The organism is Mycobacterium sp. NPDC004974 (genome assembly GCF_053600815.1).
Genome location: NZ_JBSGAQ010000004.1, coordinates 83478 through 101247 on the forward strand (window position 1 = coordinate 83478; position 17770 = coordinate 101247).

At 68.3% G+C, this 17770-nt stretch carries 16 protein-coding genes; 7 read left to right on the top strand and 9 right to left on the bottom strand.

Annotation, left to right across the window (positions count from 1 at the left end; all coding sequences use genetic code 11):
• Nucleotides 1–15: 15 nt before the first annotated feature.
• Nucleotides 16–963 (bottom strand): NAD(+) diphosphatase, encoded by a 948-nt coding sequence (gene nudC / locus ACWEFV_RS11190; RefSeq protein WP_135453298.1) that lies wholly within the window; start codon nucleotides 961–963, stop codon nucleotides 16–18.
• Nucleotides 960–2054, bottom strand: coding sequence for a potassium channel family protein (locus ACWEFV_RS11195; RefSeq protein WP_135453297.1), 1095 nt, complete (start codon nucleotides 2052–2054; stop codon nucleotides 960–962). The genes nudC and ACWEFV_RS11195 overlap by 4 nt, the downstream gene beginning before the upstream one ends.
• 75 nt (nucleotides 2055–2129) lie before the next feature.
• Here ACWEFV_RS11195 and ACWEFV_RS11200 point away from each other — a divergent pair, with 75 nt between their 5' ends.
• The 3 genes from ACWEFV_RS11200 (at nucleotide 2130) to ACWEFV_RS11210 (ending at nucleotide 3907) form a co-directional block, all read left to right on the top strand.
• Nucleotides 2130–2519 carry a DoxX family protein gene (locus tag ACWEFV_RS11200; RefSeq protein WP_450070230.1) on the top strand — a complete coding sequence of 130 codons (390 nt, stop codon included), beginning with the start codon at nucleotides 2130–2132 and terminating at the stop codon, nucleotides 2517–2519.
• 147 nt (nucleotides 2520–2666) lie between these two features.
• Nucleotides 2667–3380 carry a VIT1/CCC1 transporter family protein gene (locus ACWEFV_RS11205; protein ID WP_450070231.1) on the top strand — a complete coding sequence of 238 codons (714 nt, stop codon included), beginning with the start codon at nucleotides 2667–2669 and terminating at the stop codon, nucleotides 3378–3380.
• A 35-nt stretch (nucleotides 3381–3415) separates the two neighbouring features.
• Entirely contained in the window at nucleotides 3416–3907 is a 492-nt protein-coding gene (locus ACWEFV_RS11210) for a DUF2231 domain-containing protein (protein ID WP_450070232.1), read from the top strand.
• Here the strand turns inward: ACWEFV_RS11210 and ACWEFV_RS11215 are convergent.
• Entirely contained in the window at nucleotides 3904–7215 is a 3312-nt protein-coding gene (locus ACWEFV_RS11215; protein ID WP_450070233.1) for a UvrD-helicase domain-containing protein, read from the bottom strand. The genes ACWEFV_RS11210 and ACWEFV_RS11215 overlap by 4 nt on opposite strands.
• The gene (locus tag ACWEFV_RS11220) at nucleotides 7212–10358 is read right to left on the bottom strand and encodes an ATP-dependent helicase (protein ID WP_450070234.1); all 3147 of its coding nucleotides are present in this window, start codon (nucleotides 10356–10358) and stop codon (nucleotides 7212–7214) included. The genes ACWEFV_RS11215 and ACWEFV_RS11220 overlap by 4 nt, the downstream gene beginning before the upstream one ends.
• A 121-nt stretch (nucleotides 10359–10479) precedes the next feature.
• On the opposite strand from ACWEFV_RS11220, the gene ACWEFV_RS11225 reads away from it, so the two are divergent.
• Nucleotides 10480–11253, top strand: coding sequence for an alpha/beta hydrolase (locus ACWEFV_RS11225; protein ID WP_450070235.1), 774 nt, complete (start codon nucleotides 10480–10482; stop codon nucleotides 11251–11253).
• 1 nt (nucleotide 11254) lies between these two features.
• Nucleotides 11255–11551, top strand: a complete 297-nt coding sequence (locus ACWEFV_RS11230) for an MGMT family protein (RefSeq protein ID WP_135453290.1) — start codon at nucleotides 11255–11257, stop codon at nucleotides 11549–11551.
• A 15-nt stretch (nucleotides 11552–11566) separates the two neighbouring features.
• Here ACWEFV_RS11230 and ACWEFV_RS11235 read toward each other — a convergent pair whose 3' ends face one another.
• From ACWEFV_RS11235 to ACWEFV_RS11245, 3 genes are all read right to left on the bottom strand, one after another.
• Entirely contained in the window at nucleotides 11567–12421 is an 855-nt protein-coding gene (locus ACWEFV_RS11235; RefSeq protein WP_135453289.1) for a TIGR02569 family protein, read from the bottom strand.
• A 36-nt stretch (nucleotides 12422–12457) separates the two neighbouring features.
• A complete protein-coding gene (gene moeZ, locus ACWEFV_RS11240) occupies nucleotides 12458–13636 on the bottom strand; it encodes an adenylyltransferase/sulfurtransferase MoeZ (protein WP_135459924.1) in 1179 nt (392 codons plus the stop codon).
• A gap of 185 nt (nucleotides 13637–13821) precedes the next feature.
• Nucleotides 13822–14859: a DUF3152 domain-containing protein gene (locus ACWEFV_RS11245; protein ID WP_135453288.1), complete on the bottom strand. Its 1038-nt coding sequence runs from the start codon at nucleotides 14857–14859 to the stop codon at nucleotides 13822–13824.
• 200 nt (nucleotides 14860–15059) lie between these two features.
• On the opposite strand from ACWEFV_RS11245, the gene ACWEFV_RS11250 reads away from it, so the two are divergent.
• Nucleotides 15060–15716, top strand: a complete 657-nt coding sequence (locus ACWEFV_RS11250) for a TetR/AcrR family transcriptional regulator (protein WP_135453287.1) — start codon at nucleotides 15060–15062, stop codon at nucleotides 15714–15716.
• A gap of 2 nt (nucleotides 15717–15718) precedes the next feature.
• Here ACWEFV_RS11250 and ACWEFV_RS11255 read toward each other — a convergent pair whose 3' ends face one another.
• On the bottom strand, nucleotides 15719–15958 hold the full coding sequence (locus tag ACWEFV_RS11255; protein ID WP_135453286.1) for a DUF3107 domain-containing protein: 240 nt from the start codon (nucleotides 15956–15958) through the stop codon (nucleotides 15719–15721).
• A gap of 230 nt (nucleotides 15959–16188) precedes the next feature.
• Here ACWEFV_RS11255 and ACWEFV_RS11260 point away from each other — a divergent pair, with 230 nt between their 5' ends.
• Nucleotides 16189–16944, top strand: a complete 756-nt coding sequence (locus ACWEFV_RS11260; RefSeq protein ID WP_450070236.1) for a hypothetical protein — start codon at nucleotides 16189–16191, stop codon at nucleotides 16942–16944.
• Between the two features lie 39 nt (nucleotides 16945–16983).
• Here ACWEFV_RS11260 and ACWEFV_RS11265 read toward each other — a convergent pair whose 3' ends face one another.
• Nucleotides 16984–17682 (bottom strand): ferritin-like fold-containing protein, encoded by a 699-nt coding sequence (locus ACWEFV_RS11265; RefSeq protein ID WP_135453284.1) that lies wholly within the window; start codon nucleotides 17680–17682, stop codon nucleotides 16984–16986.
• Between the last annotated feature and the right edge of the window lie 88 nt (nucleotides 17683–17770).

Sequence of the window (17770 nt, forward strand, 5' to 3'; positions counted from 1 at the left end):
ATCAGGCGCGGACCGTCAGTCCAGGGCCGCCCAGGACTCGATGATCTCGCGGGCAATCGAGATCGAACCGGGCAGCAGCAGCCTCGACCGCGAATCGCCGTCGGCCGCACTCCAGTCACCCTGATCCAGTGCCTCGCGGACCTCCGCCCGGGTGAACCAGTCTGCCTCGGCGATCTCGCCGTCGTTGAACGAGAACGGCTGCTCCGGGTCGCCGATGGCATGGAATCCGACCATGAGCGACCGAGGGAACGGCCACGGCTGGCTGCCCAGGTACTGCACGTCGGTGACCGTGAGGCCAACCTCCTCGGCGATCTCCCGCACCACACAGGTCTCGAAGGATTCACCGGCCTCGACGAATCCGGCCAGGATCGAGAACAACCGCTCAGGCCACGCGGTCTGCCGGGCCAGCACCGCGCGGTCATGGCCGTCATGGACCAGACAGATCACCGCCGGATCGATGCGCGGGAACTCCTCATGACCGCTGACCGGATCGACCCGCGACCAACCGCCTTTCGCCGACCGCGTTGCCGCGCCGTCCACCGCATTGAACCGGGCTCTGTCATGCCAGTTCAGCAACGCGGTGGCCGTCGCCACCAGCTGGGCGCTGACGTCGTCGAAGACCTCGCCGGCCCGGCGTAGATCGAGCACCTCGGCGGGTGCCTCGGGATCCTCGGGCGCCTCCAGCGCGCTGCGGACGCCCCACACGTGCCTACCGTCGCCCAGCCGGCCCAGGAACACCGCGTGCTCCGGTGGCTTGTCGGTGCCCAGGCTCGAGGCCTTGCCGAGCACCACCTGGCCACCCGAGATCAACACCTGGTTGCGTCGGTCGACCCGCAGCAACAGCGCGTCCTGCCAGCCCTCGGTCGCGGCGTCGATATCGGTACGCAGCGCATCGGCACGATCGGCACCGACCCGCGAGAGCAGCGGGACGTTGCGCAGTCCGAAGGTGAGGCGTTCGGTCATCGCTCAGTGTCCGCGCTGCGGATGTAGAGCAGCCGGTCCCCGGCCTCCAGAGCATCCACCTCCGGCGCGTCGACCCGCACCAACCGGCCTTCACGCACCACGCCCAGCACGATGTCGTGCAGATGCCGGGGTGAGCCGCCCTCCTCCTTGGGCGTCACCTCACGCTCGGCGATGGCGAAGCCGGCATCGGGGGTCAGCAGATCCTCCATCATCTCCACCACGCTGGGGGTCTGCGTCGCAATGCCGAGCAGCCGGCCGGCAGTCTCCGAAGACACCACGGTGGAGTCCGCACCGGACTGTTTGAGCAGATGCAGGTTGTCGGATTCCCGCACCGCCGCGATGATCTTGGCCTTGGGCGCCAGCTCCCGGGCCGTCAGCGTCACCAGCACCGCGCTGGCGTCGTTGTCGGCTGCGACGACAATCGACTTGGCGTGCTGGGCACCGGCCAGTCGCAGGACACCGGAATTGGTGGCGTCGCCGTGCACAGTCACCAAGCCGGCGGCCTTGGCGCGTTCCAGTGCGGCCGCGTTCTCGTCGACGACGACGATGTCGGCCGGGGAGACTTCATCGCCGACCATCGCGGCGACCGCCGTCCGCCCCTTGGTGCCGTATCCGACGACGACGGTGTGGTTACGCACTTTGTTCCTCCATCGCTGAATCTTCAGCGCCTGCCGGGATTGGGTGGTCAGGGTCTCCACGGTGGTACCGATGAGAACGATCAGGAAGGCCACCCGCAGCGGCGTGATGACCACGACGTTGACCAGACGCGCCGAATCCGTGTACGGCGTGATGTCGCCGTACCCGGTCGTCGACAGTGACACCGTCGCGTAGTACAGGCAGTCCAGGAACGACAGCGGGTTGTTGGCATCCGGGGCGCTGTCGTTGTCCCGATAGCCGTAGCGATCCGCGTAGACGATGAGCACCGCGGCGAACAGCGCCCCCAGCGCGTACAGCACCCGCATGAAGATCTTGCGCGCCGGACTGACGAACGGTTCGGGGATGCGCAACACATCGACGAGCGCGGCATCCGGGCGGGAAGTCAGGTTCGAGTCGATCGCGGCGAGGCTGCGCCGCAGCCTGCCTTTAGCCACGCGACCCCATCATCGAGCAAAGCTCCCCGGGACGCGCCGGGATCAATCTGATCAGACGCACGCCACAATGTAACCATGACCGCACCCCAGCCTCAGCGGATCTCCGCCGCACCCGCCGCCCAACGCATGGCGGCCCTGCTTCTGGGCATGGGCACGCTGCACTTCGTCGCACCCAAGCCCTTCGACTCGATCATCCCCACCGAGCTGCCCGGCAGCGCCCGCTTCTACACCTACGCCTCGGGGGTGGGCGAGCTGGCCACCGGCGCCTTGCTGGCCGTGCCCCGCACCCGGCGGCTCGGCGCGCTGGCCGCCGTGGCGTTGTTCATCGCCGTGTTCCCCGGGAACCTGAACATGGTCCGGCTGTGGTGGGACAAGCCATGGCCCATGCGGATCGTCGCCATCGCCCGGCTGCCACTGCAGATCCCGATGATCACCTGGGCCCTGCGGGTGTATCGCAACTCGTAGTCGCATACTCCTGGTCTCACCGGCTGACCAGAACTCCTGGGCGGCAGCCTGTTTCGTTGCCCGACTCGGCCTGAACCCCGCACAGAGCCAAGTTTGGCAAGGCTATCGTTGCTGGTGGCATGTGGTTTTGGCCGATATCGTCGGACCGTGACGAATCCCAGCCATCCGTCCGAGCCGCACGTGGGTTCACTGTCGTCGAGACTGAACTGGCTTCGTGCGGGGGTTTTGGGCGCGAACGACGGCATCGTCTCCACGGCCGGCATCGTCGTGGGCGTGGCAGCCGCCACCGTGGAGACGGCGCCGATTCTGACCGCCGGTATCGCCGGCCTTGTCGCAGGAGCGGTGTCGATGGCGTTGGGTGAGTACGTCTCGGTGAGCACGCAACGTGACACCGAACGCGCATTGCTGCGCAAGGAACGCCGCGAGTTGCGTGACGACCCGGACGCCGAACTGGACGAGTTGTCCGCGCTCTACGAAGCGAAGGGCCTGTCGACAGCGACCGCGCGCACCGTGGCCGAGGAACTCACCGACCACGATGCGTTCGCCGCGCACGCCGAGGTCGAATTGGGCATCGATCCCAAGGACCTGACGAACCCGTGGCAGGCCGCCGCGTCTTCTGCGCTGTCGTTCACCATCGGTGCGCTGTTGCCGTTGATCGCGATCCTGGTCCCGCCGACGACATGGCGGATCCCGGTGACCGTGGTGGCGGTGCTGGTGTCGCTGATGCTCACCGGGGCGGTGTCGGCCGGGCTGGGCGGGGCACCGCAGGGCCGCGCGGTGCTGCGCAACGTGATCGGTGGCGGCCTGGCCCTGGCAATCACCTATCTGATCGGCCTTGTGGTGGGGACCACCATCACCTGACCGCCTCGCATCATCCCGACCAGCCAAGGAGTCCCGTGACCGTCGTCAACGGCCTGCCTGCCCACGTTCTGCTCGTCCACGCTCTGGTGGTACTCGTGCCGCTGACCGCGGCACTGGAGATGCTCTGTGCGCTGTGGCCCTCCGCCCGCCGAGGCCATCTGTTGTGGCTGACACTCATCCTGGCCGTCGTGACAACGGTTTTGACGCCGCTCACGACGTACGCCGGCGAATGGCTCTACGACCTGCGACCCGCTCACGATGCCGTGCTGGAAGAGCACGCCGAGCGCGGCGACACCATGATCTACTTCTCGCTCGCCCTACTGGTCGTCGCACTGGCCTTGGTGGCACTGCATTTCGCCGAACGGCGCGACAGCAGCCGGCGGCTGATCTACAACGGCGTTGTCGCGGTGGTCGCCGTCCTGGTGGGCGCGGCCTCGATCATTCAGATCTACCGCGTCGGTGATCTCGGAGCACGGGCCGTCTGGGGATCCGAAATCGCGAACCTGACGTCTGCCGGCGACGGCTAGGACTCCTGCGCCAGGTCCGCGGAGGCGGTCGTGGGGTCGGTCAGCAATGCGACGAGTTCATCCTCCCCGGGCAACGATTCGGGGCTGACGGTCTGCCCCGACCGCACGTAGTGGAACGCGGCACGCACCGACTCCGGTGGACACCCCCGAAGAGACGCCCAGGCCAGCCGGTACACCGCGAGCTGAACCGCCGCCTGCGCCAGCGCTTCCGGCGTAGCCGGAGGCTCGCCGGTCTTCCAGTCCACCACGGTCGTGGTGCCGTCCTCCTGCGCGAACACCGCATCGATGCGGCCACGCACGACGGTGGTCCGCGTCCGTCCGATCGCCATGTCGAACGGCACCTCCACCTCGATCGGGGTGCGCGCGGCCCATGGCGACATGACGAACGCATCCTGCAGCTCGGACAGTTCGGCGGCATTGGCACGGCCGCTGTCACTGTCCACCGCGCCGGGCAGATCGTCGAGGTCGAACAACCGCTCGGAGTGGAAGAACCGCTGCACCCACTCGTGGAATGCGGTGCCCAACAGGGCATGCGGATCCGGACGCTGCGGCAGCCTCCGGTGCAGACGCTGCAACGCGGCCTGCCGATCACGGCTGAGTTCGACCAGTGTGCTGACCGACAATTGGCCGGGCAGTTCGACCGGGGTGACCCGCGGTGCACGATCGCGTTCGGCCAGTAGGGCATCGACGTCGGCGGCCCAGCCCTCCTCGTCGGCGGCGTCGCCTTCTTGCGCGCTGCCTTCTCGGGCACCGTCGCCCGCCAGCGCCTGTGCCACCAGCTGCGCGCCCCGGTCGACATCAGAAGCCCTGGCCGGAACCGCCGGCCAGATCGCCTCGACAGCCTTGTCCCGCAATGGGTTTACCTCACCGGCCGGCGGATCGAGCGCCCATTGCTCGATCTCCCCACAGGGATGGCCCTGTGCGGCGGCATCCTCGACGATCTCCTTGATCTCACACAGGAATTCCGACGGCCCGCGGGGCTTGCTCTCGGTGGCACCCCAATGATGCCCGGAGATGAGCAAGGTGTCCTCGGACCGGGTGATCGCGACGTAGAGCAGCCGGCGCTCCTCGTCGACGCGACGCTGCTCCAAGCTGCGCTTGTGATCGGAGATCTTGTCCGACAAGATCTTCCGGTCGTTGATGTCGGAGGTATCCAACACCGGAACACCCAGCTCCGATTCGGTCGCGCGGTCGCCGCGCAGCAACGGAGGTAGATCCGACGGATCCGTGAGCCAGGTGCGCGCCGAGGCAGTCGACGGGAACACCCGGCCACTCAGGTGCGGAACCGCCACCACCTGCCATTCCAACCCCTTGGCGGCGTGCACGGTGAGGATCTGCACCCGGTCGTGCGAGACCGTCAATTCGGCAGGGGCCAGCCCATTCTCCACGTCGGCCGCCACGTCCAGGTAGGCCAGCAGTGCGAGCACCGATCCGCCCGGACGCCCGGCGAAGTCGGCCACGATATCGCAGAACGTGTCGAGATTCTCGGTCCCCGTCCAGCCCGCGGCAACCGGGCGGGCGGCACGCGCCTCGGCATCCAGGCCGGCGACGCGCCGCACCTCGGCCACCAGCTCGGGCAGCGGGTGGCTCAAATGCGCACGCAGCATGGTCAGCTCGCGCCCGAGGGCCTCGATCCGCTGATAGCCGGCCGGCGAATAGTGTTCGGCGGCACCAGGATCGCAGATCGCGTCGGCCAGGCAAGCCGCATCGGCATCCGGGGCGGCCTGTGCCACGATCTCGGCGGGGCTGGGCTCCCCCACTGACCGGTCGTCCAGTTCCCTGGCACGCCGCCACAACGCGGCGATGTCCCGGGCGCCGAACCGCCATCGCGGTCCGGTCAGCACCCGCATCACCGCCGACCCCGCGGCGGGATCGGCCACCAGCCGCAGCATCGCGACCAGATCGGCCACCTCGGGCACGGCCAGTAGTCCGGCCACCCCGACCACCTCGACCGGCACACCGCGCGTGCTCAGCGCCTCGGCCATCGGCGCGGCATCGGCGTTGCGCCGCACCAGCACCGCGGCGGTCGGCGTGGCCGCCCCCTGGGCCACCGCGCCGTGATACATCCGGGCCAGATGGTCTGCCACCCAATCACGTTCGGTCTCGACATCGGACAACAGCGCACACCGGATGGTGCCCGGCTCGGCGTCAGGCCGGGGCCGCAGCTCGTGCACCGTCACCGAGCGGCGGCGCGCCTCGGCCGACACCGCGTTGGCCAGATGCAGGGCGCTCGGCGGGTTGCGCCAGCTGGTCTGCAGTTCCAGCGTGGGGGCCGGCGTGCCGTCGGCGAGCGGAAAGTCCGTGGTGAACCGGGGCAGGTTCGTCGCCGAGGCGCCCCGCCAACCGTAGATCGACTGGATTGGATCACCCACCGCGGTGAGTGCCAGGCCCTCGTCGACGCCGCCGCCGAACAGCGAGGACAACGCCACCCGTTGCGCATGCCCGGTGTCCTGGTACTCGTCGAGGAGTACCACCCGGAAACGTTGGCGCAGTTGCTCACCGACCTGAGGGAATCTCGACGCGAGCCGCGCCGCCGCGGACATCTGCATCCCGAAGTCCATCACCTTGTCGGCACGCATCCGCTGGTGCAGCGCATCGATCAACGGCACCAGTTCGGTGCGCTCGGTCTGGGTGGCCAGCATTTTCAGCAGCCACTGGCTGGGTCCACGGTCACGTTGATATGGACCGGCGGGCAAGGTGAGCACCAGGCGCTCCAACTCCACATGGGTGTCGCGCAGCTGGTCGGTGTCCACCAGATGCTCGGCGAGCGCACCGGCCAGGCGCAGCACCATGTCCGTGACGGCGGCCGGAGTCTTCTCGATCGCCAGCTCCCCCGGGTGTGCACAGACCACGTCGAAAGCCAACTGCCACAGCTCCGTTTCGCTGAGCAGCCGGGTGTCCGGCTCGACCGGGAGCAGCAGCCCGTGCTCACGCAGCAGCGTGCCGGCGAACGCGTGATAGGTGCTGACCGTGGCGACCTCGTCGGCGCCACCGGCGACCGGAGCCAGACCGGCACCGGCGAGCCTGGCCAGCCGGGTGCGGACCCGGCGCAGCAACTGGCCGGCGGCCTTACGTGTGAAGGTCAGCCCCAGCACCTGCGATGGCGTGGCATAGCCGTTGGCCACCAGCCAGACCACCCGGGCCGCCATGGTCTCGGTCTTACCGGCGCCCGCCCCGGCGATCACCACAACAGGCCCGGGCGGCGCGGCGATCACCGCGGCCTGCTCCTCGGTCGGCGGGAACAGGCCCAGCGCGGTGGACAACTCGGCCGGGCTGTACCGCACGCCGGCCGGGGCGGTTTCCGTCATGACCGGTCCCCGACGGCCTGGGCCGGGCACGATGTACGCACCGGGCAGTTCGCGCAACCATCGTTGACCCGGGCCGCGAACTGCGGCCCGGCCGTGGCAGCAGCGGCGGTGCTGACAGTGCCCAACCAGTCGGCACGAGTGTCGGGTGTCATCGGATCCTGTTCGCGTTCGGTGGCGCCGGCCGCCCCCGCCTTGCCCAGGTATACCAACCGTCCCCCGCCCGGCTCATCACCGTGGGGCAACAACCCCGCGGCCACCGCGAGCTGATAGGTGGCCAACTGGGCGTGCTTCTGCGCGTCGTCCTTGGTGACCGGGCTCTTGCCCGTCTTGAGGTCGACGACGACGAGCCGATCCGCCTGGTCGCGCTCGAGGCGGTCCAGCCGGCCCCGTACCTGAACGCCCGGCCCATCAGGTCCCGGTTCGATGATCACGCCATCGACGTCGATCTCGGTGGCTACCTCGGTCAACTGGCCCCGGGAGTCCGCGCGCCAGCGGGTGAAGGTCTCCAGCATCTCCCGGTGCCGCGACAGCTCATTGTCCGAATACCACTTCGCCTCGAAAGGCAGATCTTCCCAGACCTTCTCCAGGTCGTTGATCAGCTGGCTCTCGGTCTTGCCGGAGTCGGAGACGAGCGCATGCAACAGCGACCCGACCGTCGAGCGCACATCGCGCCCGTCGCTGCCGCCGTGCCGCTCCAGCAGCCACCGCAGCGGGCAGTCGGTGAGCATCTGCAGCGTCGACGGCGACAGCTTCACCACGTGTTCGGGATCCGACCACAGCGGATCCTCGGTGGACAGTGCGGTCATGGTGTGCCACTGCGACGGGTCGGCCCCGGGCACCCCTGCGGCGGCCAGCCTGGCCAATTGAGTTGCCGCACAAGACCGAGACTCGTCATCGACGGCACCTTCGGGCGCGCACACGACGGCCCGCAGCCGACCGACCACCGCCGAGGGCAGCAGCACCCGCGGCGCGGCCAATGGCGGCAGCGGCACGGATTCAGTTGCCACCTCGGCCAGTTCGGCACAGAACGGCGAGGGCAGCAGCGATTCGTCGCCACCATCGCTGTCGACCGCGGTCACCAACAGCCGCGTCCGGGCCCGGCCCATGGCGGCCATCAACAACCGACGCTCCTCGGCCAGCAGCGGTGCCCGGGTCGATACCGCACGGTCGTCCGGAGCGGCCACCCCGTCGAGCACATCCACCAGATTCTGCGTACCCAGGATGCCGCCACGAGGAACAGTGTTGGGCCACAACCCTTCCTGCACCCCGGCGATCACCACGAAATCCCATTCGCGACCGAGCGCGGCGTGCGCGCTGAGCACCGCCACCGCCTCGGTCTGCGGGCTCGCATCCGATGCCGACATCGACGTGCCCAGGGTCGTCACGTGGTCCACGAGCCCCCGCAGCGACGCCCCCGCCGTGCGGCTCACATATTGGTCGGCCACATCGAACACCGCCGTCACCGCGTCCAGGTCCCGATCGGCCTGCGCCCCGATGGTGCCGCCCCGCTCACTGGCCGCCAGCCAGCGCGGCTGCAACCGGCAGGCGTTCCAGGCCTGCCACAGGGTGTAGCGCGGATCGGAACCGTCACGCTCGCTGCGGCGGGCGGCGGCCAGCACCGACCGAAGCCGACGCAGCGGCTTGGCGTGTTCGGCCGACAGCCCAGCCGGCTCTGCATCGATCGCTGCGACCAGAAGGTCGGTGAAATCCCGTGGCGGCGTGGAGCCGTCGGCACGGCGCAGCGCCCGGCGCAACTGCCGCAAGGTCACCGGGTCGACCCGGCCGATCGGGCCGGTGAGCAGGCTGATCGCGCTGTCACCGTCCAGGTGCCTGGTCGCCGTCACCTCCAACACGGTGAGCAGGGCGGCGACCGCGGGCTGCTGCGCGAGCCCCAGATCAGGGCCCGCGGCCTGCACAGGCACGCCGGCGCCGCTCAGTGCCCGCGCCAGCGCCGCCCCCACCCGCGGAATCGAGCGCACGACCACAGCCATCTCGGACCACGGCACCCCGTCCACCAGATGGGCGCGCCGCAGGGCATCGGCGATGAACGCGTTCTCGGCGTGCGGCGTGGCCGCCATCCGCAGGGTCACTTCGCCCTGTCCGTGCTCCGGGTTGCCCTCCAGCACGCGGCCGGGCCCGACTCCTGGCAGCCGGCGCGCGATACCCGAGATCGCCGATGCCACGGCGGGGGCGCAGCGGTGCGACCGGGTGAGGGTGAGGGCCGGGGCGTCCTCGTCGCCGTGATCGCGCAACAACGCCGGATCGGCGCCGCGGTAACCGAACACCGCCTGATCGGGATCGCCGGCGATGACCGTCAGCCCCGCCCGGGCAGCCAACACCCGGACCAACAGGGCGGCCTGCGGGTCGAGGTGCTGTGCATCGTCGACCAGCAGCAGGCTGATCCGCGCGCGCTCGCCGGCCAGCAGGTCGGCGTCGGTCCCGAGCGCGTCCAACGCCGCCCCGACGAGTTCGGCCGCCCCCAGTGCCGGCACCGTGGCCTGAGGTGCGGCCATACCGACCGCCGACCGCAAAAGCATGATCTGCTCATAGGCCTGCGCAAACCGGCCCGCCGCCAACCATTCCGGGCGTCCCGCCGAGCGGCCCAGCCGCTGCAGGGCACGCGGATCCACACCGCGCTCGGTGCAGCGGGCCAGCAGATCACGCAGCTCGGTGGCGAAACCCGCGGTGCTCAGCGCGGGCCACAGCTGCTCGGGCCAGCCCACGGGTGAATCGGCACCGTCCTCCAGGTCGCCGGCCAGCAACTCGCGGATGATGCCGTCCTGCTCGGCGGTGGTGATCAGCCGCGGCGGCGGATCACCGTTGCGCTGGGCCGCCAGCCGCAGCAGCGCGAAGGCATAGGAGTGCACGGTGCGCACCAGAGGTTCGCGAACCACGCCATGGGTGCCCGCCCCGAGCAGTCGCGCGGTGATGGCGGCCCTGGCCTCCGAGCGCAACCGGGCCGAACCGGTCAACAACAACACCGACTCGGGATCGGTGCCCGAGGCGATGTGCTCGACCGCAGTGCCGATCAACAGCGAGCTCTTGCCGGTGCCCGCACCGCCAAGCACCCGCACCACACCGCTGCGCCCCGGTGCCAGCAGCTCGGTGCCGGTCAGGGCGGGCTGGACGTGTTGTGCGGTCATGAGGGGAATGACACCAGAAGGGACCGACAAGTAGCGGAGCGGATTGGAGCGAATAGCCCGCAAGTAGCGGAGCGGATTGGAGCGAATAGCCCGCAAGTAGCTGCTCTGGCAGCATGAACGGATGTCAGCCGAGAAGTTGCACGTCTACCGCTACGGCCCCGACCAGCCCCCGAAGCTGTTGCTGATCCACGGGTTGACCGGACATGGTGAACGCTGGAAGACACTGGCCGAGCAGCACCTGCCCGAGCTGGCGGTGCTCGCTCCCGATCTGCTCGGGCATGGCCGCACATCGTGGGCCGCCCCGTGGACGCTCGATGCCAACGTCGAGGCCCTGGCCTCGCTGCTGGATGGCCCGACTCTGGTCGCCGGGCATTCGTTCGGCGGTGCGGTGGCCCTCAATCTCGCTGCCGCACATCCGGATCTGGTCAGTGGGCTGGTTCTGTTGGACCCCGCGGTGGAACTCGACGGCGAATGGATGCGTGAGATCGCCGACAGCATGATGGCCTCGCCCGACTATCCCGACCGCGCCGAGGCGCGCGCCGAGAAAGCGAACGGTTCGTGGGGCGAGGTGGCACCGGAGGAGTTGGACCGTGACCTCGACGAGCACCTCGTCGAACTGCCCGGCGGCCGCTTCGGGTGGCGGATCAGCATCCCGGCGATGATGTCCTACTGGAGCGAGCTGGCCCGCCCGGTTGCCCTGCCGGGCAAGGGCACTCCCACGGTTCTGGTCCGCGCCACCCGCACCAGCCCGCCGTACGCCCGTGACGGTCTCATCAGCGCGCTGAGTGCGCATCTCGGCCCGGATTTCACGCTGCTGGATTGGGATTGCGACCACATGGTGGCCCAGGCCAAACCCGCCGAGACCGCGAAGTTGATCCTCGAGCAACTGGGCTGACATGGCTGCCGTCACCGAGGAACAGGTGGAGACCGTGCGGGCGCTGGTCTCCGCGATCCCGTCCGGCAAGGTGTCGACCTATGGCGACATCGCCGATGCCGCAGACCTTTCCAGCCCACGGATCGTCGCCTGGATCATGCGGACCGATTCTTCGGACCTGCCCTGGCACCGGGTGATCACGGCATCGGGTCGGCCCGCCCCGCACCTGGCCACCCGCCAGCTGGAACGGCTCCGCGCCGAGGGGGTGCTGGCCGTCGACGGGCGGGTGCGGCTGGCCGAGTACCGGCACCAGTTCTGACCGCGAGCAGGTGAGCTAGAGGATCAGCCGAACGAGCGAGGCGGTGCGCGCCAGGCCCGGGAACGCGGCCGCGGTGGATCGCGGGTGCAGCGCGTGCACGGCCAGCCGGAACATCAACGCCCGCAACAACATCTGCGGCCATTCCGGCAGGGAGCCCCACCGCTCGATCAAGCCGTCATCGGCGTCGCCCCAGGACAGCGCGTCGACCACCACCACACCGGCAGCCCATGGCGCCGGGCGCCAGTACGGGGTGATATCCGTGATCCCCGGCGCCGCCGTTCCGGCGAAAAGCACTGTGCCGTAAAGGTCACCGTGAACCAGTTGGCTCGCGCTCCTGGTCGGTCTGCGAAGGCCGGCCAACTGATTGATCAGCTCCACGGAGCGTTGGCCGTCCGACGAGCCGGGCGACACCCTGGCGCCGGGCGGCAATGAGTGCAGCGGCCGGTCCTCCCAGGCCGCCCGGTCAGCGGCGATGAACACGTCGACATCGGCCCACGGCGCAACCGGCGGCTGGGTGAGGAAGCGTGGCCGTTCCAGCTTCGCGGTGGCCTCGTGTAATCGCACTGCCGCCGAGACCACCTCGTCGTGACGGGGTTCGGGCGTGCCGGCGACGAAGGTGTCAGCCCGCCACCCGGCCACCACATAACGGCCGTCCGTCGAACGGACCGGGCGGGCAAGCCGCACCCCGTCGATGAACAGCGATTCACGCACCTTGGCCGACCACGCCGCACGGGCGTGCTCGGGCACCATCGACATCACCACTTCGCCGCAGCGCCAGCCACCCTCCCAGCCTTCGCCGAGCGGTACCGGGCGCTCCCCGGACAGGCCGAACGCCGCCAGCACATGTTCCGGCGGCCGTTCCACACTCACAACCTCAGCCTAAGGTGTTGACCGGCAAACCAGCGGTCAGTACATCACCATGTCGGGCTCGAGTTGCTTGGCCCAGGCCACAATTCCGCCCTGCAGATGCAGCGCGTCGGAAAAACCGGCCTTCTTGACGATGGCGAGCACCTCGGCCGAGCGGATCCCGGTCTTGCAGTACAGCACCGGTGTCCGGTCCACCGGGAGTTTGGCCAGCGCATCACCCGACTCGAACGACGGCTTCGGGATGAGCTCGGCACCCTCGATGTGATTGATATCCCACTCGACGGGTTCGCGGACATCGATCAACGCCAACGGTTTCCCGGAGTCGATGAGCTCCTTGAGCTCCAGCGGGGTGACCGTCGAGCCCGCGGCGGCGTCGGTAGCGGCTTCCGAAACGACACCGCAGAAGGCCTCGTAGTCGATGAGCTCGGTGATCTTCGGCGTGGTCGGATCCTTGCGGATCCGGATGGTCCGGTACGACATCTCCAAGGCGTCGTACACCATGAGCCGGCCGAGCAGCGGTTCGCCGATGCCGGTGATGAGCTTGATGGCCTCGGTACCCATGACCGACGCGATCGACGCGCACAGGATGCCCAGCACCCCGCCCTCGGCACACGAGGGCACCATGCCCGGTGGCGGCGGCTCGGGATAGAGGTCGCGGTAGTTGAGGCCCAGACCGTCGGGGGCGTCCTCCCAGAACACCGACACCTGGCCTTCGAACCGGTAGATCGAGCCCCACACGTAGGGCTTGCCGGCCAGCACCGCAGCATCGTTGACCAGGTAGCGGGTGGCGAAGTTGTCGGTGCCGTCCAGGATCAGGTCGTACTGGCTGAACAGCTCCACCGCATTGTCGGGTTCCAGGCGGAACTCATGCAGGTTCACCGTCACCAGCGGGTTGATCTCCAGAACCGAATCCTTGGCGCTCTGCGCCTTGGACCGGCCGATGTCGGACTGACCGTGGATGATCTGCCGCTGCAGGTTGGACTCATCGACCACGTCGAACTCGACGATGCCGATGGTGCCCACCCCGGCGGCGGCCAGGTACAGCAAGGTCGGCGACCCCAGCCCGCCGGCCCCGATCACCAGCACCTTGGCGTTCTTCAGCCGTTTCTGCCCGATCACGCCGACGTCCGGAATGATCAGGTGCCGGCTGTAGCGCGTCACCTCGTCGCGCGTCAGCTCGGCGGCCGGTTCAACCAACGGCGGTAACGACACGTCCAAATTCGCGGACACCGCATGTCTCCTCAGTTTTTTGGGTCACTTCATCGTCCCAGCTGCTCGTACACACAACGGTAATCCGGTGCCGATGCTTCCCGCCGTCCGGCCACCACGACCGCATACATGACGATTCAGCTCCGGCTCACGATGCCGGCACGGCGTCACGAATCCGACCACAGCTCCGATGGTCAGGCGATCGGGTACGGCCAGGGGTTGAATTTGCAGGTCAGTCCGTCGGCCTTGACGGTTTCGGGGTCGAACTTGGCCGCGTCGTCATTCGAGGTGGAGAACGTCTGCTGCATCATGATCGGCGCCAGCTGTCCGTTGGCCTCACATGCCTCGTGCCGCTGATACCCGATGGCGTGACCAACCTCATGGTTGATCAGGTACTGCCGGTAGGAGCCGATGTCCCCTTGGAACGGCACCGCGCCGCGAACCCACCGGGCCTCGTTGACGAACACCCGGGGCTGATGCCCGTCGAAAGACGGGTTGTAGCAGGAGGCCTCCAGCTGGATGTCGTAGCCGCAGCCCTCGCGCACCGTCATCGGCGACGTCAGCGACACCCGGAAATCGGGTTCGATACCACTGGTCTCATCCACCCGGGTGAAGGCGAACAGCCCGTTGTGCGTCCAGCTCTTCGGATTGGCCAGGGTCTCGCTGACCATCCGCGCGAAACCGTCGTCGCCGCCGAAGGAAGTGGTGTCCACACCGTCCTCGACCTCGACGGTGTAGTTGAAGGACTTGGTGGTGCCTTCACCGATCTTGGGCGCGGTGCCCGGCACGACCCGCCAGGTCCGTGTACCGGCCTCGGTGAACTGACCGCCTGCCGGCAGGATCCCGGTGGGCAGGTTCGCGTCGAACTGGGTCAGGCCTTTGGGCGGCGCGCCGATGATCGAGGTGCTGGCCACGTCGATGGTGGGCGGGCCCTGCACCGGGCCCTCCTCTTCCTGGGCGGTGTGCGGCGCGCTGGTGCCGGTGATGGTCTGGTACATCACCACGACGGTCAGCACGACGAGCACCGGCAGCGCATACGCGCGCCAGCCGTAGGTGGATACGAAATGGCCGATCCACGTCTGCTTGCGCCACTGCTGATGGTCGTCCCGATTGGATCTGGCTCGTCCTGAATCAGCGGCAATCGGATCCCGCTGAGCGCGTAGCGGCTCCCGCCACTCGTTGCGCAGCGCCGGGACACGGCCACCCCCGCGACGTCCCGGGTCGTAGGTCACCGGACCAGGATTGCACAGACTCCTGTGGATCGGTTCTCAGCGCAGCTATGCCGTGACCGCGCTGGTGTCATTTCGAAACCCGCGCCCGTTTCGCGACGACCGCGCGACGGAAGTGGCGTCCCACGGTAGTAGTGTCGGTGCGATCAGCGGCTTCGATGAACATGTCCAAGTGCGCCAGAGCAATACAGATTGAGGACCTGATGAGCGATCTCGCCAACACCGCCGAGAGGAGAGGCGACAAGCCTGCGACCACTGGTCGACGCGGCAACCGCCTGCCTCGTGATGAGCGGCGCGGACAGCTGTTGGCGGCCGCCAGCGAGGTATTCGTCGAACGCGGCTACCACGCGGCGGGCATGGATGAGATCGCCGAACGCGCAGGTGTGAGCAAGCCTGTTCTGTATCAACACTTTTCATCGAAGCTCGAGCTGTACCTGGCGGTGCTGCAACGCCACGTGGACAACCTCGTGTCCGGCGTGCGTCAGGCTCTGCGCACCACGACCGACAACCGGCAGCGGTTGCGCGCGGCAGTCGAGGCGTTCTTCGATTTCATCGAGCACGACAGCCAGGGCTACCGGCTGATCTTCGAGAATGACTATGTCAGCGAGCCGCAGGTGGCGGCGCAGGTGAAGGTTGCCACCGAGGCCTGCACCGATGCGGTGTTCGATCTGATCAGCCGCGATTCCGGACTCGAGGCGCACCGCGCCAGGATGATCGCGGTCGGATTGGTGGCCGTCAGCGTCGACTCGGCGCGGTACTGGCTGACCAATGACCGGCCGATCGACCGGAATACGGCCGTGGATGGCACGGTGCAGTTCGCCTGGGGCGGACTGTCACACGTGCCACTCACCCGGTCCTGATCTCAGGCGCTTTCCGCTCCCACACCGAAACCGACCCGGCGCACGTCGGCGGCGCCGATCTCGACATAGGCGATCCGGCTGTTCTGCACCAAAAATCGCCGACCCTTCTCATCGGTCAGCGCCAGCACACCCGAATCCTTGGCGATTGCCTCGGTGACCTGCTGCTCCACCTCGGAGGGTGTCTGCGCGCTGTTGAAGGTCAGCTCGCGCGGGCTGTCCGTGACACCGATTTTGACCTCCACGCTGGACCCTTCTTTCTTTCTCACGTCGTTTGTCGACTTCCCTGAGCAGGCTAGTGGACAGCCGGACCCCACCGCCGCCAGCGGGTGCCGACCGAGCTACGCCGTCCGCGAAACGCAGATACCGAACCGACGCCGGACCGTGACCGACACGCCCCAAGCTCAACCTCATCTGTCACTTCTGCCTCGATAGCATCAGTGCCGACATTGGACGAGACGACTGGGGCAGCCGCATGACCAGGCACTATTCGCCGTATGACACCACCCCGACCGAGCGCTTCGGGGACCACTCGCATGAGCCGGGCGGGTACTCCGACTACACGACGGACTACTCGACCGACGCCGAGTCGGACTACGGCTACGACGCCGACTACGACGACGAGGTCACGTTCTACGAGGACCCCATCGACCGGCGCTGGATCTGGGTGGCCGCCGTGGCCGGCGCCATCCTGCTGATCGCGGTCATCTGCACCGTGGTGATCCTGGGCGGCGGCGACAGCGGGTCGGTGTCGGCCACCCTGACCTCCCCCTCTGCGCAGCCGACACAGACCACCCAGCCCGCGCAGGACGCCACGTCGAAGCCGGTTCCGCCGCGCGCGGCGCCGACCGCTCCGCTGTCACCCGAGACCGTCACCACACTGACGCCGGCACCCAGCGCCACCGCGACACCCGCGCCCGCACCGCCCGCCGCAGCGGAACCGCCCGCGGGTATTGCGACCCCGACCGCCGTCACCTACCGTGTGACCGGCAACCGCCAGCTCATCGACCTGGTGACCATCGTCTACACCGACGAGCAGGGCGCACTGCAGACCGACATCAACGTCGCGTTGCCCTGGGCCAAGACCGTGGTGCTCAACCCGGGTGTCACGCTGAAGTCGGTGACCGCGACGAGCGTCGCCGGGCAGCTCAACTGCTCGATCACCGATGCGTCGGGCGCCGTGCTGGTCGCGCAGGCCAACAACACGATGATCACCACCTGCACGCAGTAGCGGACCGAACCGAGAAGTGCGGACTGGGTCTGGCGGGTACTACGCCAGCCCCAGTTCCTGCATCCGGGACTGGTGGGTGTTCTGCAGCCGGCCGAAGAACTCGGCCAACTGGGTCAGGCCCTCACCGCTGGACATCACCAAGTCGACGAGCTCGTCGTGATCGGCCAGCACGAACTGGGCCTGGGTGACGGCCTCTCCGAGCAGGCGACGCGCCCACAGCGCCAGCCGGTGACGCTGGCGATCGCTGGCCGTCACCGCCGCGCGCACTTCGGCGACCACGAACTGTGAATGCCCGGTTTCGGACAGCACCGCTCGCACCACCGTGGCCACCGCCTCGGGCAGCGCGTCGGTGATCTCCAGGTAGAAGTCCGCGGCGAGCGCATCGCCGATGTAGGTCTTGACCAACGCCTCCAGCCACGTGCTGGGAGTGGTCATCCGGTGGTAGTTCTCCAAGGCGGACGCATATTTCGTCATCGCCGGAACAACGTCAACTCCCCTGTGCTCCAACGCATCCCGCAAGAGCTCGTAATGGCCCATCTCCGCAGCGGCCATACTCGCCATGTTGATCCGGCCGCGCAGGTTCGGCGCCATGCGCGCCTCTTCGGTGAGCCGGTAGAACGCCGCGACCTCACCGTAGGCCAGCACCGCGAACAATTCGTTGACGCCCGGATGGTCCGCCGTCACGCCCGAATCGACCGGTTCGGCGATCTGTTCCGCGGCAGGCTGAGGCGAATTCATGAGGCCAACTCTAGACGCCGCCGGGCCACCGTGATCGGCTGGCAAATCGGCCCAGATCCCGCGACCAGCTACAATGGCATGTGGTAAC